The 24,351-nt window shown below is 37.7% G+C and carries 22 protein-coding genes and 3 pseudogenes; 10 read left to right on the top strand and 15 right to left on the bottom strand.

Annotated features, from left to right (window positions below; all coding sequences use genetic code 11):
* Nucleotides 1–60: 60 nt before the first annotated feature.
* From QNJ50_RS05235 to QNJ50_RS05220, 4 genes are all read left to right on the top strand, one after another.
* The gene (locus QNJ50_RS05235; protein WP_300632903.1) at nt 61–303 is read left to right on the top strand and encodes a hypothetical protein; all 243 of its coding nucleotides are present in this window, start codon (nt 61–63) and stop codon (nt 301–303) included.
* A 288-nt stretch (nt 304–591) separates the two neighbouring features.
* Nucleotides 592–867, top strand: coding sequence for a hypothetical protein (locus QNJ50_RS05230; RefSeq protein ID WP_300632902.1), 276 nt, complete (start codon nt 592–594; stop codon nt 865–867).
* Between the two features lie 401 nt (nt 868–1,268).
* Nucleotides 1,269–2,279 carry a zinc ABC transporter substrate-binding protein gene (locus QNJ50_RS05225; protein WP_300632901.1) on the top strand — a complete coding sequence of 337 codons (1,011 nt, stop codon included), beginning with the start codon at nt 1,269–1,271 and terminating at the stop codon, nt 2,277–2,279.
* 49 nt (nt 2,280–2,328) lie between these two features.
* On the top strand, nt 2,329–2,595 hold the full coding sequence (locus QNJ50_RS05220; protein ID WP_300632900.1) for an HNH endonuclease: 267 nt from the start codon (nt 2,329–2,331) through the stop codon (nt 2,593–2,595).
* Between the two features lie 51 nt (nt 2,596–2,646).
* Here the strand turns inward: QNJ50_RS05220 and QNJ50_RS05215 are convergent, their stop codons facing one another.
* The 6 genes from QNJ50_RS05215 to QNJ50_RS05190 all read right to left on the bottom strand — a co-directional run bounded on the left by QNJ50_RS05215 (nt 2,647) and on the right by QNJ50_RS05190 (nt 11,365).
* Nucleotides 2,647–3,147: a DUF427 domain-containing protein gene (locus QNJ50_RS05215; RefSeq protein WP_300632899.1), complete on the bottom strand. Its 501-nt coding sequence runs from the start codon at nt 3,145–3,147 to the stop codon at nt 2,647–2,649.
* Between the two features lie 373 nt (nt 3,148–3,520).
* Nucleotides 3,521–4,381: a COP23 domain-containing protein gene (locus QNJ50_RS05210; RefSeq protein ID WP_300632898.1), complete on the bottom strand. Its 861-nt coding sequence runs from the start codon at nt 4,379–4,381 to the stop codon at nt 3,521–3,523.
* Between the two features lie 70 nt (nt 4,382–4,451).
* Entirely contained in the window at nt 4,452–6,152 is a 1,701-nt protein-coding gene (locus tag QNJ50_RS05205) for a M48 family metallopeptidase (protein ID WP_300632897.1), read from the bottom strand.
* Between the two features lie 246 nt (nt 6,153–6,398).
* The gene (locus QNJ50_RS05200; protein WP_300632896.1) at nt 6,399–8,369 is read right to left on the bottom strand and encodes a serine/threonine protein kinase; all 1,971 of its coding nucleotides are present in this window, start codon (nt 8,367–8,369) and stop codon (nt 6,399–6,401) included.
* Between the two features lie 919 nt (nt 8,370–9,288).
* A complete protein-coding gene (locus QNJ50_RS05195; RefSeq protein ID WP_300632895.1) occupies nt 9,289–10,329 on the bottom strand; it encodes a DUF1611 domain-containing protein in 1,041 nt (346 codons plus the stop codon).
* Nucleotides 10,313–11,365 carry a dipeptide epimerase gene (locus tag QNJ50_RS05190; RefSeq protein ID WP_300632894.1) on the bottom strand — a complete coding sequence of 351 codons (1,053 nt, stop codon included), beginning with the start codon at nt 11,363–11,365 and terminating at the stop codon, nt 10,313–10,315. The genes QNJ50_RS05195 and QNJ50_RS05190 overlap by 17 nt, the downstream gene beginning before the upstream one ends.
* 183 nt (nt 11,366–11,548) lie before the next feature.
* Here QNJ50_RS05190 and QNJ50_RS05185 point away from each other — a divergent pair, with 183 nt between their 5' ends.
* On the top strand, nt 11,549–12,097 hold the full coding sequence (locus tag QNJ50_RS05185) for an NUDIX hydrolase (protein WP_300632893.1): 549 nt from the start codon (nt 11,549–11,551) through the stop codon (nt 12,095–12,097).
* Between the two features lie 480 nt (nt 12,098–12,577).
* Nucleotides 12,578–12,970 carry an endonuclease domain-containing protein gene (locus QNJ50_RS05180; RefSeq protein WP_300632892.1) on the top strand — a complete coding sequence of 131 codons (393 nt, stop codon included), beginning with the start codon at nt 12,578–12,580 and terminating at the stop codon, nt 12,968–12,970.
* A gap of 32 nt (nt 12,971–13,002) precedes the next feature.
* Here the strand turns inward: QNJ50_RS05180 and QNJ50_RS05175 are convergent, their stop codons facing one another.
* The gene (locus QNJ50_RS05175) at nt 13,003–13,185 is read right to left on the bottom strand and encodes a hypothetical protein (protein WP_300632891.1); all 183 of its coding nucleotides are present in this window, start codon (nt 13,183–13,185) and stop codon (nt 13,003–13,005) included.
* A gap of 108 nt (nt 13,186–13,293) precedes the next feature.
* On the opposite strand from QNJ50_RS05175, the gene psaK reads away from it, so the two are divergent.
* The 3 genes and pseudogenes from psaK to QNJ50_RS05160 all read left to right on the top strand — a co-directional run.
* Nucleotides 13,294–13,554 carry a photosystem I reaction center subunit PsaK gene (gene psaK, locus QNJ50_RS05170; RefSeq protein WP_300632890.1) on the top strand — a complete coding sequence of 87 codons (261 nt, stop codon included), beginning with the start codon at nt 13,294–13,296 and terminating at the stop codon, nt 13,552–13,554.
* Between the two features lie 283 nt (nt 13,555–13,837).
* Nucleotides 13,838–14,668: a 4-hydroxy-tetrahydrodipicolinate reductase gene (gene dapB, locus QNJ50_RS05165; protein ID WP_300632888.1), complete on the top strand. Its 831-nt coding sequence runs from the start codon at nt 13,838–13,840 to the stop codon at nt 14,666–14,668.
* Nucleotides 14,669–14,686: 18 nt separating this feature from the next.
* A pseudogene (locus QNJ50_RS05160) lies at nt 14,687–15,328 on the top strand (phosphate ABC transporter permease); the annotation flags it as partial.
* A 310-nt stretch (nt 15,329–15,638) separates the two neighbouring features.
* Here QNJ50_RS05160 and QNJ50_RS05155 read toward each other — a convergent pair.
* The 5 genes from QNJ50_RS05155 to QNJ50_RS05135 form a co-directional block, all read right to left on the bottom strand.
* Nucleotides 15,639–15,791 carry a hypothetical protein gene (locus QNJ50_RS05155; RefSeq protein ID WP_300632886.1) on the bottom strand — a complete coding sequence of 51 codons (153 nt, stop codon included), beginning with the start codon at nt 15,789–15,791 and terminating at the stop codon, nt 15,639–15,641.
* On the bottom strand, nt 15,791–16,408 hold the full coding sequence (locus tag QNJ50_RS05150) for a precorrin-8X methylmutase (protein ID WP_300632884.1): 618 nt from the start codon (nt 16,406–16,408) through the stop codon (nt 15,791–15,793). The genes QNJ50_RS05155 and QNJ50_RS05150 overlap by 1 nt, the downstream gene beginning before the upstream one ends.
* Before the next feature lie 227 nt (nt 16,409–16,635).
* Nucleotides 16,636–17,457: a TPM domain-containing protein gene (locus QNJ50_RS05145; RefSeq protein WP_300632882.1), complete on the bottom strand. Its 822-nt coding sequence runs from the start codon at nt 17,455–17,457 to the stop codon at nt 16,636–16,638.
* 247 nt (nt 17,458–17,704) lie between these two features.
* Nucleotides 17,705–18,220, bottom strand: a complete 516-nt coding sequence (locus tag QNJ50_RS05140; RefSeq protein ID WP_300632880.1) for a DUF948 domain-containing protein — start codon at nt 18,218–18,220, stop codon at nt 17,705–17,707.
* Between the two features lie 14 nt (nt 18,221–18,234).
* A complete protein-coding gene (locus QNJ50_RS05135) occupies nt 18,235–18,615 on the bottom strand; it encodes a YtxH domain-containing protein (protein WP_300632878.1) in 381 nt (126 codons plus the stop codon).
* Between the two features lie 301 nt (nt 18,616–18,916).
* On the opposite strand from QNJ50_RS05135, the gene argS reads away from it, so the two are divergent.
* Nucleotides 18,917–20,674 carry an arginine--tRNA ligase gene (gene argS, locus QNJ50_RS05130; protein WP_300632876.1) on the top strand — a complete coding sequence of 586 codons (1,758 nt, stop codon included), beginning with the start codon at nt 18,917–18,919 and terminating at the stop codon, nt 20,672–20,674.
* A gap of 464 nt (nt 20,675–21,138) precedes the next feature.
* Here the strand turns inward: argS and dusB are convergent, their stop codons facing one another.
* From dusB to QNJ50_RS05115, 3 genes and pseudogenes are all read right to left on the bottom strand, one after another.
* On the bottom strand, nt 21,139–22,194 hold the full coding sequence (gene dusB, locus QNJ50_RS05125; protein ID WP_300632874.1) for a tRNA dihydrouridine synthase DusB: 1,056 nt from the start codon (nt 22,192–22,194) through the stop codon (nt 21,139–21,141).
* 666 nt (nt 22,195–22,860) lie between these two features.
* Nucleotides 22,861–23,094 (bottom strand): annotated as a pseudogene (locus QNJ50_RS05120) (IS1 family transposase); the annotation flags it as partial.
* A 141-nt stretch (nt 23,095–23,235) separates the two neighbouring features.
* Nucleotides 23,236–23,949, bottom strand: a pseudogene (locus QNJ50_RS05115) (protein rep); the annotation flags it as partial.
* Nucleotides 23,950–24,351 lie beyond the last annotated feature (402 nt).

The raw sequence follows: 24,351 nt of genomic DNA, 5'->3' as shown, positions 1-24,351 counted from the left end.
AGAACCAAGTCTCGGCACAGTATGACCTTATCAAAGGATAACTGTAGTGATTTGAAAGTTATGGACAGACCATCTTACATTTTCGGTCAAACGTCTAATATGTTTTCTTTTTGGAAATTCTTCTTGCGTCAATCTAAAAGACTTATAGTCACATATAAAGTAGAAAATCAAGAGTTACGCGAACGTCTTTATGAATCTGAAAAGCAAAAAGAAGAATTAGAGAATTACATTCACTATTTGTTAAATGTGAAACAACAAAAACAAATTAGTAGAATAGAAAGTTTAGCTAGAAAACTTAGCTAAAATCTTTTAAATTTAACATAAAATGTAGGTTTAAAATAATGATTCCCAGGGAGCTTAGCTTTTTGATTTACTCAAATATGAACTCCTCGCTCATACAATATGTTTGAAGATACAGCAGCACCTCAAACAGCTTATTTGTAATACAGGAACAAAATAATAAATAAACTACGTCATTTCTTCTTGTTTTAGTCCTTCCTCTGTATTATCTTTCTTTCTCCAACTTAGGCGTGACTAAATCTACAAAAATTAGCTATGCTGTATCAACAAGCCCCTTGTTAAAAACTAACCATGAAATTAGCTAAACTAATTTTCCTCATATCTCCTTTTTCCGTTGCGTTAACCTTGTTGTTTGTTCATCCTGCGGAAGCATCTGTAGTTAAAACCACACCGACAACCGCACATGTAGTTCCCAAGTTGCAAAAACAACAAACCCTTGCATTAACAGCACCTAGGATCTCAGAACAATCCGATCCGCTCAGAGAACATCTTGGTTGTGGTTGTAGTGCTTGTGTTAAATCTGGATTAGAATTGCAAGGTAAGCTACCATCCCCTAGAAATTTTTAACCATAAAATTTATTATTCGATGACGAAATTCAAAAGTTAAATCTAATTGATAAACCACTGATTTTTGGTTTAGAGAAATCAATTTTGAACTAATTTATTTAGGTTTCCTATGCTTTCCATAGGAAACTTATTAATTTCTATACAAAACTATATTTTCCAGTTTTTGCATAAATAATATTGACATCATCCATAAGTATTAACTTCGATATTACTTGTCGCCGCTTAAACACATATTATATTTGTGGAGTTTCCTAATGAGTAATAGGTAATAGGAACTTTACGATCCTGAATTCAAAATTCTGATTCCTGCTCTCTCATCAAAGTGTGGTATATTCTGATTTCTAAATTCTGATTCCCTAAATTTTGCTGTATCCATAACAGCTACTATTTATTAACTGTCCATGTCAAGAAGAAGCTTAGCACATATAACTTTCGGCATAACTTTGATCGCCCTGTCTGTCGGATTATTCGGATGTAACAATCGAAACCAAGTAAAAGAGACTTCCAAACCTTCTGCAACGACTGTTGATTCGAGCAAAGCAAATAAAAATTTACCCAAAGTATTAGCAACTACAAATATTATTTGCGATCTAACCAAACAAATTGCTGCAGATACTATCCGAATTAAATGCTTGATTCCTCCAAAAGTTAATCCTCATTTTTATAAACCCAAATCAGAAGACAGTGAAGCCATAGAACAAGCCCAATTGATTCTTTTTAATGGTTATGATTTAGAGTCTAAATTAATAGAACTAATTGAAAACAGTAATAATTCTGTACCAAAAATTTCTGTAGCAGAAGTTGCAGTACCCAATCCGAGAAAATTAAAATTAAATGGCAAAAATGTAGCCGATCCTCATGTTTGGCATGATGCCGAAAATGGGATTGAAATGGCAAAAGTCATTAATGAGAATCTAGCCAAATTAAGTCCTGAAAATGCATCAGTTTATGCAAAAAATACCAAAAAAATTAATAGTGAATTAAAACAAATCGATAGGTGGATTAAATCTAGAGTAGCTAGTATTCCCAACAGAAAACGTAAGTTTGTGACAACTCACGATGCAATGAGTTATTATGTTAGAGCTTATAACTTTCCTTTTAAAAGACATTTGATTAGTATTGATAACAATCAAAATATTTCACAAAAACGGATAGAAAAATTTGCTGAAAATATTAGAAAAGATAAAGCTCAAGTAATTTTTTCCGACACAAACACGGATTTAAAATTAACTAAATCTGTAGCGAAAGCTGCGAAGATTGAAGTATCACAAAGACCCTTATTTACTAACACTCTAGAAAAATCCGGTGGTGATGTAGACAGTTACCAAAGAATGATGACTACTAATACCCGTACAATTGTAGAAGCTTTGGGTGGTACTTACTTAATTTTTGAACCTCAAACGATAAAGTAATTTATAGGTATATAAAAAATAAATAAGCGAATAAAAGCAGGTAAACTATATGACTTGTGAGCTATGCGAACGAGATGTAGAGAAACTAACAATTAATCATCTCATTCCCAGACAGAAAAAAGGTCATCACGTTCCCAAAATTAATATTTGTTCTGCTTGTCATCGACAAATTCATACTTTATTTGACAATAGGCGCTTAGCACGGGAACTTAACTCCAAAGAAAAATTAATCAATGAAGCTCAGATGCAAAAATTTATTAAATGGGTGAAAAAACAAGACCCTAACAGAAAAGTTAAGGTTCACCGTAAAGCATAGGGAATGAAAATAATTCCTAATGCTTAAATTTTTTTTGTACTAAATAAAGATTTACCAACCCCAAGTACCAGCACCACCTTTAAAAGGTCCAACGATATCCTTGGTTACCCAACCCCCATAAAAATTACCCATTTGTGCTTGTACTAACTCATCATCAACGTAGCAAGCATCCATAAATTGAGCGTAGAAACATGGATAATCTTTGATGGATGCAAAATCAGGTGTTGGATCGGGATAAAACCAAGCTACATTCTGAGCTTCTTTGTCACCAACGCGAATTGAATAATAAGCCGCACGTCCTTTCCATTCACAAAAACTGGAGTTTGATGTTCTAGTCAAATACTCCATTTTTACATCTTCAGGGGGGATGTAATAAGTTGGTGGATGACTAGTTTCCAAAAATCTTTTGGCTCGACGGGTATCCGCGATCGTTACATTATTAAAAATAATTCGAATGTGTTTATCCGTATCTTCTAAACGGGGTGGACGGGGATAATCCCACACTGATTCTTGACCTGGTCCTGGCTCGATTCGTTGGGGTCTACCAAACATATTTTGTTAAATACTCAGCTAAATTAATTTAACATTTTGTTGAGTTAAGTAACAAAAACTAAATATCCAAAAACATGTAAACAACTTATCATTACTCTATCAATCTATTTAATTATTTTAACTTGAAGAAAAATAATAGATCACTATAGGACTCCGGTTTGATTATTATTAGCAAAGCGCAAGCTTACGCCAACAAAAATCAAATATGATCCCTATAGGTAATAAGGATAATTTTGACTTTTGACTTGTGCATAGCAGTATAACTTGCACCAAACTACATTCAATCGAACAGTTTACCTCGAAAAAAAATTCCCAGGTAGATTGTTGAACTAATTGAAAATGGCGCAAGTTAGATAAAAACTAAACTATCTGATTAACGCAAGCGATCAGTGTTTAATTCCAAACCAGATTGATTTTTGCTTTCACCCAAGTTAACCCCTTTCTTCAATTGACTTCCGCTTCCACCATCTTTCGGATCTAAAAAAGGTTTCAAATTAATTCTCTTTTGAGATGCTGAATTGGGTTTCTTACTGCTTCCAAGCAGAGAACGTCCCATGTTGATAATGTTCTCAAAATCTCCATTATCTGCAGAGTAAGTACTTACTCCTACAGTTTCTCTTCCACTATCAGCAGCAATTAGATTTTCGAATACGTTGTTACGAACCTCATAGGGATCCTTATCTTGAGGAACTGTCAGTACAATCCTACAAGATGGATCTGCTTCACTGGTTACGCAAAGGATGTTATACCCATTGAGTGAAGATGTTCTCAGTTCTGTTAAACCATCCGGACGATAGCGCTCTAAACGTTCAGCAATCTTGTTACAACGTTTAATTGGATCCCAACCACCACCCATTTTTCTGGGTTTAGCCCAAGGGAAGTACTGTCCCGCTTGAGTCTCAGGTTGGTACATCACCGTATACTCACCACCATAACTTGCACAGCTAAAACGAGTTGCAGTAGTAATCGGTGACGACGAATTTCTTCTAGTTCGGGTTTTTGTTCTAGTTGAAGTCGAACGTCCGTTAACTGAATTATCTATATTTACATTTCGGTTGATTTGTCTTGAAGAATTACTTGAGGATGATGTTCTCGACCTGGTATTTGTTGAACCGGTAGGTACTACAACACTATCGGATGATCTATTTGATTGAGCTAAGACTACTGAATTACCGAAAAATATTGATAATCCCAAACTACCAAATAATAAAAATTGCCAGTTCTTTAGTAACATAAATCATCCTCCTACAAAAATCATCAGGCAAGGTTATAGCCGTTGTGACGAAAAATTTTGATATTTTGATTCAATCCTGATCAACTAATTTACGTTTCTTTTTGTTTTCTCTTCGGCGCTTTTTTTTATCTTTTTTCTTATCTTCAAAATCTTTAATTGTTTGTTTGGCTTTTGCTTTAATTTCTTGGTGACGTGCTACTCCTTCATAAGCATAGCGGTTATAACCACTTTCAGAAATTAGTTCTTCAAGATAGCGGACGCGTTTGTTACCCGCAGGGTGAGAAGATAACCAAGCAGGAGGAGTATTTTTTTGTTCTTTTTCCAGAGTTGACATTAAGTTCCGCAAACCATCAGCAGCATATCCGGAAGCAACTATTAAACGGGTACCCAGTCTATCAGCTTGCTTTTCCATTTTGCGGCTGTAATTGAAAGTAAGTATTTGACCGAATGTACCCCCTAAAGGCAAATACTGAGTGACATTAGAAACTAAATTACCCTGAGTTACTAGCTGAAATCCATGGGAAAGAACTACATGAGATAACTCGTGACCGATTAAACCGGCTAATTCTGCTTCAGAATTAGTTTTAGCAATTGCTCCTGCGTGAATAAATACTTTACCACCAGGCAAAGCAAAAGCGTTAAGACTTTTTTCGGGAATTACAAAAAACTCATATTTAAATTCATCGCGTCCAGCTACTTTAACAAGTTTTTGCCCAATTTCGTTAACATAATCTACAATTTCTTTATCTTCAACTAGATCTAAGCGTTTTTTAGCTCGCTTCGCTACTGACTCACCAATAGATTTTTCACCCTTAAGTAATAGCAAAGTAGAATCTAAAGCTGAAAATGGACCAAAAAGACTACCTGTGACAGCGTAACCCAATGCACCAGTAATTACATTAGCGATCGCATTTCCCCGAACTTCTCTTCTGATATGGGATTTGAAGCGTTTGAGATTTTTATCAGCAAGTTCTTTTAATTCTGGAGCTTGGGGAGCTTGGGGATTGAGGATCGCAAATTGACGCGCAGCGAGGGAAGCTTCCATCCATTTTTTTGATTCTGCTAAGGCTTGAACTCTGTATTTTACTAGATCTACTTCATCGGGGTACAAAGAGTTAGCTCGTTCTAAAACCTCTAATGCTTTCTTCTCTTTGCCATATTTTTTTAAAGATTCAGCATATTTTATATGACCGGGAATAAATTCCGGATTTTTTTCAACCAACAAATTTAGGGAAACTAATGTTTTAGTCTGTAGTTGACTGGCGATTCCAGCTTGTGCTTCGCGCCAATATACTTTACCTCCTGGAGAAAGTTGGGTCGGATCGACAATTGCTGCTTTACGTTCTTCAAGATTTTCCGTATCGGTAAAAGGTTCTTTAGCTTCCCGATACAATTTTTCTGCTGCTGAAATATTTCCAGTGAGATAAAGTCGATCGGCTTCGATCAATTTGTTTTGACGCGCAAGTTCGGAAGGACTGAGTTTTATTTCTTCTAAATCTTCTCGATTTTTACCCTTATCTTCATCAGTCTCTTGATTGTTATTTGTGGATGAGTCTGATTTTTGGGGTGTTCCCACCTTGGGATTTGATTCCTCATCTTTTTTCTCTGTTACAGTGTCATCAATTTGAGTTTTACTAGTGTCAATAATAACCGCAGGTTCTTGCGCTACTGAGGGTAAACTCGGTTGAGATAAAATAACAGCAACAAAGGTTAAAAAAGAAATTGAAACCCAATTAACAGCTAAAATTAGAGATTTCCATCTAAGTTTCATGGTGGAATTCACCTATGTAACAAGCATTGTATCCAATGTATGAGGAAACACTCTAATTAGACAGGTCACTTATAACCTGAATCACAAAAAATTAATAAAAATTAGACTGACTTTAGCATTAGACTAAATCTGAAGATTTTCTCCTAGAGATTTTTCTCTAAAGGTTTTAACTACTTAGAACACTTTTCCTTGAATTTAATTCACTTAATCATCAATTCACTAAAACATAAATTCACTAAAGTAAATTTATTTCTCAATCCAACTGGAAAAGTTTTTCAAGGACAAATCGTCTAGATCTTCAGGTGTGGATGCAGAAGAAGATGGTGGTTTTGATGGCGATGGTTCTGGCTTTTGAATAATAACCTTACTTCCGTTTGACGGATCGGTAGGCACAATCACTGGTTGAGTATAAATCTTATAAACATCTACCTTTCCTTCTAGGGCTGGTGGCAATAGAGGAGTAGATAATTGATTTGCATTCCCTTCCAAATTTGGCAGTGTCGCAGAACCTGGTAATGGTTTATTTTTACTTTCAACTGATGGTGTAGCAGAAGAATCTGGTAAGCCCTTATTATTTTCAGAGGTTGCTGAAGAATCATTTTTAGACTCATTTTTAGACTCACTTTTGGGCTTAGTTTCCTCCTCAATCGCCGGTGTTTGAGGGGACTCGGGAGGCTTATCACCATCATCTTTAGCCTTATTCTCAGGAGATGCTTTCGGCGTTTCAGTGCTACTTTTCTGAGTTTTAGTTGGTGGACTTACGGAAGGTGAAGCATTCTCAGAATCGATATCAAATCCATTAAACAAAGGACTATTAGCCGGTGTTGAAGGCTTCAATGGCGATTCGATATTTGTTGAATCTTGCCCTTCTTTACCCTCGTTCGTATCGGTTGATTGTCTGGGATCGCCACCAACAGAAAATGGTCTTCCTGGACTTACGGATTGGGAGGGGTTACTAGTAGGTAGATCGAACCGTTTTTCGTAATCACTTGGGTTAATTGGTGGTTGTGCAGGTGAAACCCTAATCTGTTCGTTGGGGTTCGTTAAAGGTGGAAAACTAAGAGGATTTGATGAATTAAAAGGATTTACTTCTACTTTTTTCTCAATTCCTTCTGGAGAAGGTTGTGGTTTAGGGTTACTACTTTGAACAGGGGAAGCAGATGGTGAAGTTTTTGGCTTACTATCAGTTTTCTCCACCTTGTTAGTGCCATTACTGCTTGCATTATTCTTAGGAAGAAGGCTTGCACCAAAAAATGTCAATCCCAAGCCTGCTCCTAATAAACCTAAAAGACCAACAACTTTAACCACCTGTGGGTAAGACAAATTTTCCAACGGCATTTGCCGTCGAACTTCCCTTTCTGTATTCGCTAGTAGGTGTTGTGGTGGTGCCGGCATTGGCGAAAGTAGTGCTTGCAAAGCTTCCCCGGCAGTTTGATACCTTTGGCTGAAATTACAGCGCACCATATTTGTCAAAACCTGAGCCATCTTATGACTGACATTCACTTCTTGCAGCCACATAACTTCCCCACTGCTGGGATCTAGGGGCAAACCACGTGGTGGTTTCCCAGTTAATGCTTGAATGCCAATCATCCCCACTGCATACACATCACTACACAGCCTGGGCTTACCATTTGCTTGTTCGCTCGGCATATAGCCGGGAGTACCAATTACCAATGTGGAATTGACTTCTCCGTCATAAGTTGTTGCTAACCCTTTAATTTCTTTTACCGCACCAAAATCGATCAGCACTATTTTGCCATCGTTACGACGACGCATAATATTCCGCAGCTTGATATCCCGGTGAATCACATTTTGTTCGTGGACAAATGTTAACACCTCGAGAATTTCCTGCAGCAACTTAGCCACTGCAGCTTCACCCATCTGCTTGCGCGATTTGATTTCTTTGGTTAAGTCATGTCCATCTATATATTCCTGTACTAAATAGAACTCATTATTTTCTTCAAAGTGACCAAATAATTGGGGTATTTGACTGTGACCTTTGCTTAGACGGTATAAAACCTTAGCTTCTTGATCAAACAGTCTTTTGGCAATTTGTAAAACTGTGGGATTGGATTTTTGAGCCTTAAGGTGTTTAACAACGCACTTTGGGCTACCAGGTAAATCAATATCTACCGCCAGATAAGTATCACCAAATCCGCCGCTTCCCAACAGTTTGAGGATTTTGTAGCGATTCCGGAGAACTGTGCCAATGTGCATCAGGTTAACCTGTCAGCAAATAGAATGCCCTTAATTTTCATATAAAAGTCCCCCATTGAAGTTCTCCCCTGACAATTTCTTAAAGTTTCAATGACATATTATGTCTTATTAACTTTGAAGTTGTCTTTGATTGGGTATGTCTATGAAAGCCTTATGTACTGGAGACTCCTGTTAATTCTACACTTTTTGGACGCAAAAAGTGTAAGGCTTCATCTTCCTTAGAACAATTACTACTTTTGATTGTTTTAATGGAGTAATCTTTGTTACTTTTTCAATCACTAGTAAATCGCAATCGATTGAATTTTCTGCCCCATTGGTTGATTTTTGTTACTTTCAAGTTTAAACTAAAAACTAGATAAAATGCTTCATAAGTCATCTTAAATAAGGATAAATTGATTATCTAACCTTAACTTTGATGGCAAGTATCTTGTAACAATAGAGTCATTGTCTACGGTATAATATTGAAGAATGTTGCCCTTCGCTTAAATAGATTTTCGGGTTTGGAAGATGAATAATTCTTTACTTTACAAGTAACAAATTGTTCTATGAGTTAATGTTTATTTTCAGCATAAACAACTAGAAACTAAAAAAAATAAATATTCTATTGCGCACAAATTTTAGTAGTCCAGACTCCATTCATATAAGCATCTTGTAGTTTAATAACCTTGAACGCGGGCGAAAAAATACAAAATTCTGATTGCTTTATTTTGACTAGGAGATTTATCGGGGTAGACCGAATTTGATAATTTTTGTGTAGACAAGTTTGGTTTTTGGCATTTGGAGTGCAAACAACACTTACGGTAGACTATCCTATCGCTACCTTACGCTTTCATGCATTGCTAGCTCCTTACAAAACTGGGGTAAGAAATTGGGAATAGCAATAAGATATTTGTTTTTACTATTACCCAGTCACCAATCCCTAATTACGCATCACCGCATCTAGTAATTTACCCGCACCAAAACGAATGGGATCTGTACAAGGTCTTCCTGTTTCTTGTTCTACTTGTGCGATGGTAGATTTTGCAGTTGATTCTTCTAAATGAGAAGTATTAAGAGCAATTCCAACGACTGCGACTTTTTTAAATGCTCCAGCAGCACTAGCCACTGTCTCATACAATTTAATTACTTCCGGTAAAGGTGGAATTGGGAAATTATCAATTACATGAGTTTGTCCAACCCGATGTACCAAAATCATGTGAGTTGCTTGTGAACCTCGGATTAAAGGTAAAGTTGCTGTAGAACCTGGATGTAGCAAAGAACCTTGTCCTTCAATGTGCAAAATATCATAGTTACTACCGAAGCGTAGTACTATCTGTTCTACAGCACCAGCAGCAAAGTCAACCCTGACCGCATCCAATGCAACTCCGTCACCTTCGAGCATTAAACCAGTTTGACCAGTCGCCAAAAATTTAGAACGCATTCCTCGCATTCGCGAAGCCCAATGTAACTCCAAAGAAGTTGACATTTTGCCAGCATTCATATCTGTACCAATAGTTAGTACTCTTTTACAAGAAAGATTGCGAGCTGCACCACTAGCAATATTTAAATTTTGTGGTTCTTTTCGTACATCCCAAATCAATTGTCCCGGCTTCAATTGTTTTTTCAAGTCCGGTATTGTCGCCAATGGGGTATGCAAACCATTAACTAGAGACATTCCTGCAGCCAAAGCTTCCTTAATTTCGTGCCAATAATCATCCGGTAAAGCTCCACCTTTAGGAGCAATACCAATGGCTAAAACCTGAGGTTTATATTGTAAAGCATCCTTAAGAGATGAAACTATTGGGACATCGCGCTTAATTCCAGTTAATTCTGTCAAAGATTTTCCCGCACAATCGCGGTCGATCGCTGCAATAATTGGGGCTTCACTGTATCGCAAGAGTGATAGACCAGTTTTTCCGCCATCACCACAAATACCCCCATGCAACAAAACTACTACCCGTTGATTAAGAGCTAGACGCACTGTATTGTACCCCCAAGCCTGGTAAGTTATTTGGTAAAATTCTGCCTTCTTGGATTGATGCTCCCTCAAAGGGATCGTCAATTAAATTAAGGTGACTATCTAAGTCGAGATAATCAGCCAATGGTGCGAGCTGTGCGGCTGCTGTATTAGCCAAAGTGCTATCAGAATAGCAACCAAACATCACTTGTAAACCATAAGCACGTGCGGTATGTACCATCCGCATCGCCTCAGTTAGTCCTCCAGATTTCATCAATTTAATATTGATCCCATCCACCAAGTTTGCCAATTTAGGAATATCTCGACTGTTAAAACAACTCTCATCGACAAATATTGGTAGAGGTGAATGTTTTCGCAGTTCGGCTAACTTATGTTCTTCCCCTTGTGCTAAAGGCTGTTCCACGTACTTAACACCCAAATTTGCAAGCCAACTACACATTTCACAGGCATTTGTCAAATTCCAACCTCCGTTAGCATCGACATACAAATCTAAATTTGGTGCTTCGTCCTTAACTGCTGTTAGCATTTTTCGGTCGGCTTCAACACCCTCCGGATTACCTAACTTAACTTTTAAAACTTTGATGTTAGTAAATTCCAACCAATCGCGGGTTCTTGATTTTGCCCCTTCGGGAGAGTTTATACCAATTGTGACAGAGGTAGGGACAATTTTTTTACAGTCTAACCCCCATATTTTCCACATAGGTAGTTCAACTTTTTTCCCTAACCAATCATATAATGCTACATCAAATGCTGCCCGTGCTGATGAGGGTAAATTGGTGGTGATGAGAACTTGTTCGATTTCCTGTCGTTGTAAAGGATGAAATTTTTCTAGTTGGGGTTTAATTTGTTGTAATGATTCGTAAATAACTTCGGTTGACTGACGTCTATCTCCTACTTTTACAGGCGAAGATTCTCCCCAACCCTCAATCCCATCTTGGGATATTTTGACCAAAACATTGTTAGTTTTAGCAGTAGTTCCCCGACTAATAGTTAAAGGGAAACGCTTATTGACTGTAAAAATTTCAACCTGTATTTTCATTTATTTAAGTAGGAGCAAATTTAATCTTAAGTTTGAGGATAAGGCATAAAAGGAAACGGTAAAGGATGACCCTGGGCAAAATTTGGGTACAAAATTTAGATAATTCCAATCAAATTTAATTATCGATGAATAATAATATTTGACAGGCTATAGTCAATCGCTGGCAAATCAAGAATCTAAAAAATGACAAATCTCAAAAAATGGCAATTATTAGAATCTAATATGGTTTTGGATCATCCCTATTGTCAGGTAAGGCGGGATGAAATCCAGTTACCAAATGGGAAAGTAATTGATGATTTTTTTGTGCACGTTAAGCCGGATGTGGCTTTAGTTTTAGCTATGACTCCGAAGCGAGAAGTAGTATTTGTCAGACAATATCGTCATGCAATGGGTGAATTTTTTATTGAATTACCTGCGGGAGGTTTCGACCCCACGCAAGAAGCTCCAGAAATTGCCGCAATGAGAGAAATGCAGGAGGAAACAGGTTACTCTGTCAACTATTTGCAAAAAATTGCAACACTCTACGACCGACCAAGTAAGGATACAAATCAAACACATTTATTTTTTGCAGAAAATGCGACCGCAACAGGTAAGCAAAATTTAGATCCAACTGAAGAAATTGAAGTGTTGTTGATCCCGGTGGATTCAGTTTTAGAGAAAATTAATTCTGGGGAGATTTCCGTGATGGGGACTGTTACGGCGTTGTTATTAGGATTAAAGTTTTTAAGCTAAATGTCTATCGCTCAAAGTTCCCCGTTTATAAATTACGCCTTATGTGAATTAGAAGCTGAAATAACCTAAATTCGTAGGAATAATCACAAACGTGATTTAAGCCGGTTCTTGAAAGCCTTGACATTGCAAGGCTGAATTTAATTCACATTAGCCGTAAATTAAGACTACTCAATAACCGAAAGGAATTTAGATCCCCCTAAATCCCCCTTGGGAAGGGGAACTTTAAGATTACTCAGTAACCCAAAAGAATCAGATCCCCCTAAATCCCCCTTGGAAAGGGGGACTTTAAGATTGCTCAGTAACCCAAAAGAATCAGATCCCCCTAAATCCCCTTGGAAAGGGGGACTTTAAAATTACTCGATCGCCAAAAATTTTAATCTGACCAATTTCAATTAAATCTCTCTCAGAGGTTAGCCCTAAAAATGGGAATGCTAAAAATAATACTTTTTGTTTGATATATCAAATGTCATGGGGTATTCCATGTCAAATGACTTTCAACCAAAGCTGAAAAAATCGAATTTTTTCTTACCTTATAATCCCAAACTGCTAGTAAGGGCAAAATACATGCGTAAACATCCTACACCAGCAGAAGAAAAATTATGGCAAGAATATTTGATAAAGTTTGAATTTCGGGTTTTAAGGCAAAGAGCAATCGACAATTTTATTGTTGATTTTTATTGTGCTGCTTTGAAACTGGCGATCGAGGTTGATGGTGATTCTCACTTTACAGAACAGGGAAAAGTTTACGACGAAGAGAGAACCAAGATATTACAAGGTTATGGATTGCGTATAATTAGATTTACCAATGATGACGTCATGAATGATTTTGATGCGGTTTGCAAGCAAATTCACGAATTTATTGAAAATTTATAAGAATTCCCAAGTCTCTTTTTCTGAACGTAGATTTAGGAAAATCTCAAAGTCCCCCTTTCCAAGGGGGATTTAGGGGGATCTAACCCATTTTGTAAACAAAATTGAGTTTCCCAAGGGGGATTGAGGGGATATACCCCACCTTGAAAGTGAAAGTAACTCACATAAAACCCCCGATCGCACCGAAAATCCAATTCAGGTTTAATGATATTAAGCATTACCAAGAAATATTAACTATTTGTGCGATATTTCATTGCAGAGTGAAATTTTTTGATAATAGTCACAGGAGTATTTTGAATCGCTACTAAATCACAGGAGAAAAGCAGTTGTTGACATCGAACTTACTTGCAGCAGCTACCGCCCCCTTGCAGTGGAGTCCAACAGTTGGCGCGATCATGATTATCTGCAACATCATCGCGATCGCTTTTGCTAAATTTAAAGTCACATACCCCAAAACAGGTCCAGAATTGCCATCATCGAACTTCTTTGGGGGTTTTGGCGTACCCGGACTATTAGCAACTACGTCCTTTGGTCACCTTTTAGGAGTAGGAGTGATTTTAGGTTTACATAATCTTGGAAATATATAAATTTTTTATAACCTGAAGATTTTGTAATTTAAATATATTTACATCAAAGCCGGAAAAGTTGTTCTCTGGCTTTTTTCTTATTTTTAGAAAAGCAAATAGGGAATGAGGAATGAGGAATGAGGAATGAGGAATGAGTAATGAGTAATGAGTAATGAGGAATGAGTTACTGCTTCTGACTTCTGACTTCTGACTTCCGACTCCTGTCTTCTGAATAATTCTGCTATATATATTTGTCAATAGGTCTAAAATGCCTAATGGTGAGCGAAAAAGTTGACTAATAATTATGACAAGTAAAACTCCGATTCCTGTTGTTGTGATTGGTGCTGCAGGCAAAATGGGTCTTGAGGTGGTTAAAGCTGTAGCACAGGCTGAAGATATGAAGTTAGTTGGTGCGATTGACAGAAACCCCGAACATCAAGATAAAGATATCGGAGAACTCGCGGGCTTGAGCGAACCTTTAGAAGTACCTGTTACCAATCAAATGGAATCGATGCTGGCTTTTGCATGCCAAGAAAAGGAGCCAGGGGTAATGGTAGACTTTACCCATCCTGATTCGGTTTATGATAATGTTCGTAGTGCGATCGCCTATGGTATTCGTCCTGTTATTGGTACAACTGGCTTAAGCACAACACAAATTCAAGAATTAGCAGATTTTGCGGAAAAAGCCAGTACTGGATGTCTGATTATTCCTAATTTTTCCATTGGCATGGTTTTACTGCAACAAGCTGCTGTTGCTGCTTCCCAGTATTTTGACCATGTAGAAATCATTGAATTGCATCATAATCAGAAAGCAGATGCTCCCAGTGGTACAGCAATTCAAACAGCCCAAAAGTTAGGGGAAATGGGTAAAACTTTTAATCCTGCAATTGTTGAAGAAACGGAAAAGCTAACTGGTGCAAGGGGAAGTCAAGCCGAGGAAGGCATTAGAATTCATAGTGTACGCTTACCAGGACTCATTGCTCATCAAGAAGTAATTTTTGGTGCTCCTGGTCAAATTTATACTTTACGTCATGACACCAGCGATCGAGCTTGCTATATGCCGGGAGTATTACTAGCAATTCGTAAGGTGCTTCAGCTAAAGTCGTTAGTATATGGATTAGAAAAGATACTTTAAAATCAGTACTTAGCCAAAATGTTAGTCCCCCTGACTCGCGAAAAATTCCATCAACTCATACCTCTAATTGCTACTGGTCCCCAGTATAAATATTACTGGGGTAAATTTCCTGATTTTTTGCAGCGACTATTAATATCAGTTGTTGCTGCTGCCATAGTTTTATTACTTAAAGTAGTTTTACAGCTTGACTTTGGACCAATTGTATTTTTTCTGGGTTTAGTGGGCGCATTATATTGGTTGTGGGGACCAGTTTTTTGGGCTAGTCTACAGAATTCTAAATGCCGACGGTACAAATATGTCGGCTTTTTTCGAGGTCGGGTGTTGGATTATTGGATAACTGAACAGTTGGTTGGCACACAAGAAACTGTTAATAACAGGGGCGATTTAGTAATTGTTGAAAATCGAGAAAAAACAATTAACTTGGAAATTGGTGACCAAAGCGGTTTTGTTGCGGAATTCAGTGCTCCGTTACGCGTTACTCATAAAATTATTAATACTGGTCAAATTGCGGAAATGTTAGTTTTTTCCAATCGCCCCGATCTGAGCCGGATTGATGAAATTAGCGATGTTTATATACCTAGTCGCGAAATTTGGGTGAGTGACTATCCGTGGATCAGGAGAGATTTTTTTACTGGAGTTAGTCGTCGTATTGGTAGAGAAGGAAGAAGAAATAACAGAAGACCGAATTATAGATATTCAGATGATAGGTATTCTGATGATAGATATTCTGATGACAGTTATTCAGATGACAGATACTCTGATGAAAGGTATCTTGATGAAAAATATTCTGATGACAGATATCCTGACGATAAGTATTTAGACGATAGATATTCTTCTAATGATAGATACTTAGAAGATAGCGACCCTGATGACAGAAATTCAGATGACCGCTACTCAGATGACAGATACAGAGAACCTCGCCGTCGTCGCCCAGCTAGGGATTATGATGATGATTGGTAATCGGTAATCGCTAATTGGTAATTGCTAATTGGTAATTAATTATTTGTTTTTCATATTTCTTTGGTTCATTCCCCAATCCCCAGTCGCCAATACCCAATCGCCATATGCCGCTTGCGGCAGCACGCAGTGCTATCCCCTGTCGCCAACCCCCTACCCCCTCCATCACCCATTTTTCCCATAAGCTTGCCAAGCTAAATCTACAAGTCCATCAACGATTGCTGCAGCAACAACAGCATTACCTTTGTCACTTTCAAGAGTAATGTGAGGAATCACAGAATTTTTCAAACTTTCTTTTGCTGCTGCTAAATTTAAAAATCCAGCAGGAGTTGCAATTACCAAAGCAGGTTTAATTTCTTCCGCTTCAATTAAATTGATGATGGTGTTGAGAGCAGTTTGAGCTTGACCAATAATAAAAATTCCTTCCACATATCGTTTGGCTAAGCTTTCCATTCCCCAAGCTGCAATAGTTTTAGACTTTTGAGGTCTGGTTAATGCTTCCACCCCACAATAAACCGGATTAACAAAGGTATTTTGAATGCTTTGGGAAATTCCCACTTTTACCATCGGAGTATCTACAACAATCGCAGTACGTGCGGCTAAAGCTGCCGCTCCTGCGTGCAAAGCACGTTCGGAAAAGCGAATTAAAGATTTATACTCAAAGTCAGCTGTGGCGTAAATCACTCTTCGCACAATCTCATATTCTGCAGGTGAAAAAACATGAGCACCGATTTCACGGTCAATTATTGTCAAACTTTGAGCATCACTTGAATGCCATTCCATCGTCTATATGCACCAATTACTCATTTTGATTGAACTTCAATCATATCCGCAGGATTCCAAAAGCCAAGCGTATTGTTAAAGTTTTCCAATTAAGTTTTTTCGGTTGATCTAATTCAATTTGATGTAGAGACGTAGCATGCTACGTCTTCATTAAAATCTCCTAATTCTAATCATGTACGGGGTTTTTCGTTAATTAATAACCCTTATTGCCTGTTTCCTGTTCCCTGTTAATTATTTTCCGCGCCAGGAGATTGGTTGAAAATTGGAGATAGGTAAGCAACTAAAACGCCAATAAGGAAACCAGAAACATTACGAACTACTGGTAACCAATCATTTGTTCGGGTAACTACCGGACCAATACCGAAAGCAACAAATAGGATCCCCCATAAAGGAGAAAATATCAAAGCCCATTGCCAAGCAAAAACTTGTCCTTCTTTACGGGGTTGAGCAGCAAAACCACATATAACCCCACCAATTACCGAGCTAATCAATGTTAAAATCCACTGTTCTCTTGGTAGCCCTGGTACTACATTACAACCCCCTTGGCTCAAACAATTTTCAACTGTTCTTACAGCCGTGAGAACTGCTTGGTCTTCCCCTTCTTCACGGACAAAGTATAAATTTCCAAAGCGGGTTTGTAATTCAATCCAAAAAGTACGTGGTAATAATTCATATACTGCATCGCCAACACTAAAGCTTAAAATGTTACCGCCACGCGCATCAGAAACAAAAAGAATACTTCTATCATCTAAACCCCAAAAATTAATTACCGCCCTACCAGGAGTACGATCGTATTGGGTCAACACTCGTAACTTCCAACCTGTATCAGCTTCAAATTTTTCTAATTCTTGAACTAAATTATTTTCCTGGACGCTATTAAGAGTTTTTGCTAGGTCTACAACTGGAGTGGGATTATCGGGTAATAATTCGGGATTATCATAGGCATATGCACCCTCTGATTGGGTAATCCATACCAAAGTGGCTATAAATATTACTGTTACCAATTTGAAAGTTTGCTGAAAAATTCGCTGCCAAAAACAGTGCTGCATGATTTTTTATACAGATGCCAATACTAGAAGTAAAGAAGGTTTTTTTTATTAAAATACGAAAAAAGTAATTCTTCTTTACAGTTTGTTACTTGAATCTAATTTATTTTACCCGAGTACAGTATCGCCTTTGTTCCCTAATTTATTTTGTTAGATAAAGGAACAAAGGCGATGATACAGATATTTAGTTGTACAAATAGGCTTAAAATCTAGATTAATTTTAATTTAGTACTGAAATTGTCAGGAAACCTTAACGTGAAACATCCTTATAATTGTCTTTGATACGGTATGTCTCATCTGTTTCACGGTTATCTTGCCTAATTGTTTCTCGTTCGCGTTCACGTAACTTGAGCATGTGGAGTGATGATGGTGGCATACGTTCGGTCATTCTTCGAGGAGATCTGTAGCGCGTAAAACTTTTAAATGCAGTTTTGACACCAACGAAAAAGCTACGGGTGCTAATTTGAACCGTTTGAGCTTGTTTCCTGGCACCGTCAATACTTCGATCTACTTGTCGGATAATGCGATCTGCGCTCTTGACACCTTCACTAACATCGTCAGCTAAATCATTGATTTCCAAGTTAGTCATGCGAATCGCATCGAGAGTCGGTGGTAGTTCTCTGGAAAGAGTGTCGAATAGTTTTTCTGCGCTTCTAGCTGCTCGTGCAAGTTCTTGCAGCGCTGGCATAGCCGCAACCAAAACAGCTATCAAACTGGTAGCGACTAAAATAAGGGATAATGCAAGCCAAAATAAAGGTTCAATCACGCTTATATTATTTATCAGCGATCCATCCTGTGTCCAAGTGAATTTGTTTCCTCTGCAACTGGAGAAGAAGAAACGGTCTGTTTATCTAAAATATCTTGTTGTGTCAATATTTGACTTTCTCTTTGGCTAGCATCAATACCAGCTGCGATCGCAAGGCGTAATCTATCCAAAGTATCATCCCAGTTAGAACGAGCGTTATGGGAAAATTTATCTGCCTGAAGTTGCACGCTCGTAGATAGATCTTCTGCTATTTCCGGTAAGGCATTGGCAGATTTCTTCAATAGTTTGCGTGTTTCCCGTCCCGTACGGGGAGCAGTTAGTAATCCAGCTAAGGTACCAATAGCAGTTCCCAGCACCAAACCGCCAATAAATACTCCAGAATGGTTTTTTGACATATTACATCGACCTCCTTCCACCCATTTTATTAGGGTTGCCCAGCTTTACAAGAACCACGAAATATTACGTACCATTATAAACGTGAAAATTTAACTGCTCTCATCTTTTATTGGTAATTGGTCATCGCTTGGGCTTATGAAACTTGAGTATTATTCCAGCACCTCCGTTGTATTTGGATTGTTATTGAAAAATAAGCAACGTATGGATGTGATCTTTTCAGGATAAAATAATCGAGCCTTTTATCATGAAGTATATTTAAAGTTTCCTTATACTATCTCCTGAAGCGATAATTTTTTATATATGAACGCTACACAAGAACAACTTAAAATTAAATTTCAACAGGCTTTAGCTTCGGCATTTGGTAAGGATTATGCTGAAGCCGATCCAATCTTAGTTCCTGCATCAAATCCTAAGTTTGGTGACTATCAAGCCAATATATCTTTACCATTAGCAAAAAAGTTAAAGCAACAACCAAGAGCGATCGCACAACAAATAGTCGAAAAGTTAGATGTGTCGGATATTTGTGAAGCCCCAGAAATTGCTGGACCAGGTTTTATTAATATTAGATTGAAAACGGTATACCTGGAAGCCCAATTACATTCGATTCAGACTGACCCTAGATTGGGAGTACCAGAAACCAAAAATCCTCAACGGGTGGTTGTCGATTTCTCTAGCCCCAATATTGCCAAAGAAATGCATGTTGGGCATTTACGTTCGACAATTATTGGAGACTCCATTGCTCGAATCTTGGAATTTAGGGGACATGATGTCCTACGATTAAATCATGTGGGTGATTGGGGTACCCAGTTTGGAATGCTAATTACCTATCTGCGGGAAGCTTACCCTGATGCTTTGACAACTGCAAATGCTTTAGATATTGGTGACTTGGTTACTTTTTACAAAAAAGCTAAGCAGCGGTTTGACGAAGATGAAGTATTCCAAGAAGCTGCACGTCAAGAAGTTGTCAGATTGCAAGCAGGTGCAGAAGATACAATTCATGCTTGGAAATTATTATGCGAGCAGTCCCGGCGAGAGTTTCAAGTTATTTACGATCTATTAGATATTAATCTCAAAGAAAGGGGGGAATCTTTTTATAATCCCTTCCTTGCGGGAGTTGTAGCAGACCTAACCGAATCGGGTTTATTAGTGGAAGACCAAGGAGCAAAGGTTGTTTTCTTGGAAGGTTTTACCAATAGGGAAGGTCAACCGTTACCTTTAATTGTTCAAAAGACTAATGGCGGTTATAACTACGCGACAACAGATTTAGCTGCTTTACGCTATCGAATTGAAGAAGATAAAGCTACCCGTTTAATTTATGTTACAGACTCTGGACAAGCAAACCATTTTGCTGGGGTATTTCAAGTCGCACGTCGCGCTGGTTGGATTCCACAAGAAGTAGAAATAGTCCATGTTCCCTTTGGTTTGGTATTGGGTGAAGATGGCAAAAAATTCAAAACTCGTTCCGGCGATACTGTAAGATTACGAGATTTATTAGATGAAGCTGTTGTTCGTTTTCGCAATACCTTAGAAGAAAAAATTAAGGAAGAAGGTAGGGAAGAAACAGAAGAATTTAAAGCCAATGTTGCAGGTGTTGCGGGTATAAGTGCAGTAAAATACGCAGACCTCAGTCAAAACCGCACCAGCAATTATATTTTCAGTTACGACAAAATGCTTTCGGATAAAGGTAATACAGCACCTTACATGCTTTATGCCTATGCCAGAATTAAAAGTATTGGTCGTAAAGGTAACATTAATTTTGAAAAATTGGGAAGCGAACAGAAAATTCAGTTACAAGAAGAAGCTGAATTAGCTTTAGCCAAGCACATTTTGCAATTAAGCGAAGCGATCGCCGATGTAGAAAAAGAATTATTTCCCAATCGCTTGTGTGAATATCTGTATCAACTTAGCGATAAATTTAATAAGTTTTACGAGCAATGTCCGGTATTAAAAGTTGAAGAACCACGAAGAACATCACGTTTAGCTTTATGTGACTTGACTGCGAGGACATTATATTTGGGCTTATCTTTGTTGGGTATTCAGGTTGTAGACAGAATGTAGCGCGAATTTGTCTTCAATAATATGACCTGCGATGCTATGCGCAAGATGCACTATCGCGCTATCCGAACAAAATCCTAAGCCAAAAGCCCAGTCATAATGACCAGGCTTTAATTGTGGGATATATTCCCGATGGCTATTTATAGAAGTCATTTATAATCGTTTTTATCTGAGTATGACTACAAACTGGTTCAGATCGATTTCGGAAAATTACTTCTAATATTTCTAGTTTTCTCAAATCAAAAACCCAGTCATAAGACCGGGCTTTGATTTTGGGGTATGTCCCCATCGTTACTTATAGGAGTCATTTATAATCGTTTTGTTCTGAATATGACTACAAACTGGTTCAGAACGATTTCGGAAAATTAGGTTTATTTCTGAGAAAGAATTTTCTCAACTTTATTCTCAAACCAGAAAATCCTGAATCACCGTGTACTTTCAGAACCTGACCCAATAAAAATAAAATTTCACACCACAACACATTCAGCTTGCATTTCTGCTCCAGATTCCTCATAACGTGCTAAATCTTCGATCGCCCGATCAATAAGATCTAAACCTTGCTGTACAGTTTCAACTACACTTAGTTTTCCACGCAGATCAGCAGCATTGAGAAAACCTTTTGCATACCAAGTCATATGTTTGCGCGCCTGACGTACGCCGCGATCGCCTTTATATTCGTACAAAGCTTGTAAATGTTCTCGAGCACATTCAAGGCGTTGAACTGGTGTAGGTGGTGCTAACTTTTCGCCAGTTTTGAGAAAATAATCAATTTCACCCACCAAAAAGGGATAACCTAAGGTTCCGCGAGAACACATCACCCCGTCAGCACCAGTTTCCTCCAAACATTTTACTGCTGCTTCCACAGAAAAAATATCGCCGTTACCAATTACTGGAATCTCAAGTATTTCCTTAACACGAGCAATCCATTCCCAACGAGCATTCCCGTTATAACCTTGGGAGCGGGTACGTCCATGTACCGTAATCATTTTTGCTCCCGCATCTTCCATCCGTTTGGCAAAATCGAGAATATTTATTTCTTTATCATTCCAACCGATACGAGTTTTAACTGTTACTGGGACTTCTACAGCTTTAACTACTTCCCGTACAATAGCTTCAGCCACTTCTGGCTGTCTAAGCAGAGAAGAACCACCGCCATTCTTAGTGATTTTATTAACTGGGCAACCCATATTAATATCAACTGTATCGGCACCCTCATCAACTGCTTTCACTGCAGCTTCCGCCAAAAAGTCTGGACGACAATCAAATAACTGAATACTGATTGGTCTTTCTCCAGGATCCACCTCCATAATTTTGGGTAATTCTTTAACGTAATGTAAGCCCGTAGCATTGACCATTTCGGTATACATCATAGATTGTGGCGCATAGCGACGTACCAAACGGCGAAATACCAGATCAGTTACACCAGATAAAGGTGATTGCAAAACTCGACTTTTGACTTCAAATGAGTCAATTTTTAAAGGTTGGGAAAGTCTAGCTTTTAGTTCGGGAGATAGGGCTAACATACGAAAAATGAAAATTAGAATTCAGGAGTCAGGAGTCAGGAGTAAGAAGTAACAAGTAAGGAGTAAGAGTAAGGTTGGGAGGTGTGACTTTTATATTTTAGAAGTTCCTACGGATTAGTAAAGCCTAATTCCAAAAACAATCTATTATCAATAAAAAGTTTTAATCAATTTTATTTCTCGATTTCAAGTTAAGTTAAATTTTTTCTACCCACTCTACTCTTCAGAGTGGGTTTTTTGTTTTTCCAAAAAATACTCAATCAACATATAGCTTTCTCATTACCCAAAAGGAAAGGGCACTGACGTGCCTTGCTCGGTGAATTCAACAACATATGGCTTTCTCTTTACCCGAAAGCATGTGCGCTAACGCGCCAAACATTGTGAAGTGAATAATGCAAATAATCATGAATTTAAAGTTAAATTTCAACAAATCTGTTGTCGTGACCATTCTTTCTGCCTCTCTAATCTTTGCTGCAATTGACAGGGATTGCCGCCCTTATTTTATGACCATTGCTAATACTGCTCTTACCTTTTACTTAAAGTCCAATAATAAGGAATGTCGTCAAGATAAAAAATAAGATAGGAAATCTCTTTATTTATCCCTCTTATTTTTAAAAAATAAGATAGGAAATCTCTTTATTTATCCCTCTTATTTTAAATATTCCGATTTCTTATCCAATTTATGATGGTGTTATGATTTACTCCTATTTGTCGTTCGATTGCGCGATAGCTCATACCATTTAAATACATTGAAATGCATTTTTGCTTGATTTCGTAGGAGTATCCCCTGGAAGAATAATATTCTACGAATTGGCGACCGCACACACTGCAAATGTAGTTTTGTTTACCACGTCTATAACCATTTTTGCAAATTTTTTTGGATGCACAATAACGACACTTCATCCCTTGATTATGCACCTTCAGATTATAATTTTTTAAATTTTGATTCTTGAAATTTTGATGTTTTTCTTCTGATGATTGTATGTATAGTCTAAAGCCACTCTCAGAGACGCAGGCTCTAAAAGATAAAGTTTCTTCATTAACTTCTTTTGTTTCACGATTTGAGTCAATTAAGTCTTGGTTGCTCTCTTCTAATAAACGCATATATTTTCTCAAGACACCCCCAACAGCAATGGCTCTAGTTTTGTGCAACTGGCGAGTTAACTCCAAAAGCCATTTTTTATTGCTGATCAAATCTGATTCTTTAACCTGATACTTAAGAATTTCTGGGACAAGCCTGATGGGATCGCAATCTTGTGCGATCGCGCTTATATGAACAATTGGTTGGTAATCAACCCTCAAACAGCGTTGCCATATTTTCATCCATTCCGTATGGGAAAAATAACCATGATTAAAATATGATGGCGCAACCATCGCTAGAACATGCAAATGAGGATGTGCTGATATCTTGTCTTGTCCCCTGGTCACTTCTACTGACTTAATCCAACCAACTGCTGACCATGCTTTCAACTCTGTCAACCGCTTGAAAGCTTTGTTCATCCAATCCAAAGTTTCCCTTAATTCAAAGATTAAGCAGTTTTTAACTGTCAGAGTCATAAATAGCCAACGATGATTAGGATATTCTCCTATCACTTGGGGAAGAATTTTGTAAGCCTTTGCTTTCCACATCAAACTTCGCCGCCATTGACAAATTGGGCAATGACGAACTCGACAAAATCGAGCATCTGATAACTGTAGTTGGTGAATACCCTTTGATTCTTCCAAAACTAATCTAAATTTCAACCACTCAGAACACATTTTTATCCGCCAAGCATAGCGTTGAAATTTATGTTCAGAAGCTTCAGCATAAAGACTGGAAACTTTATCAGCATTCACTCTGTGTTTATCCCAAGTTTGACCTGTCTCAGATATCTCGGATAATAACAGCAGTTGATTTTTACTTTTTTGACATTTGCTTTGAGCAGACATCTTAATCTTATTCCTTGAAGTTCTTAATTTTTCTCCTAAGGAATTTTATCCGCATCTAAAAACAAATTTTCACTAATAGCAACAGACACCTTGTTTAGGACATCATTATTTTGAGTTTAAAGGGAGCAGGAAACAGGGAACAGAAAAACGTCTTAAAAATAATGGCGACGGCTATATTAAATTAGTTTTAAAGAGAGAAATACTGACATAAATTTCTATCTTCTAATTATT

The organism is Mastigocoleus sp. MO_188.B34 (genome assembly GCF_030065675.1).
In the GTDB taxonomy this organism is placed as follows: domain Bacteria; phylum Cyanobacteriota; class Cyanobacteriia; order Cyanobacteriales; family Nostocaceae; genus Mastigocoleus.
This window is presented reverse-complemented; position numbering and strand designations above follow the sequence as displayed.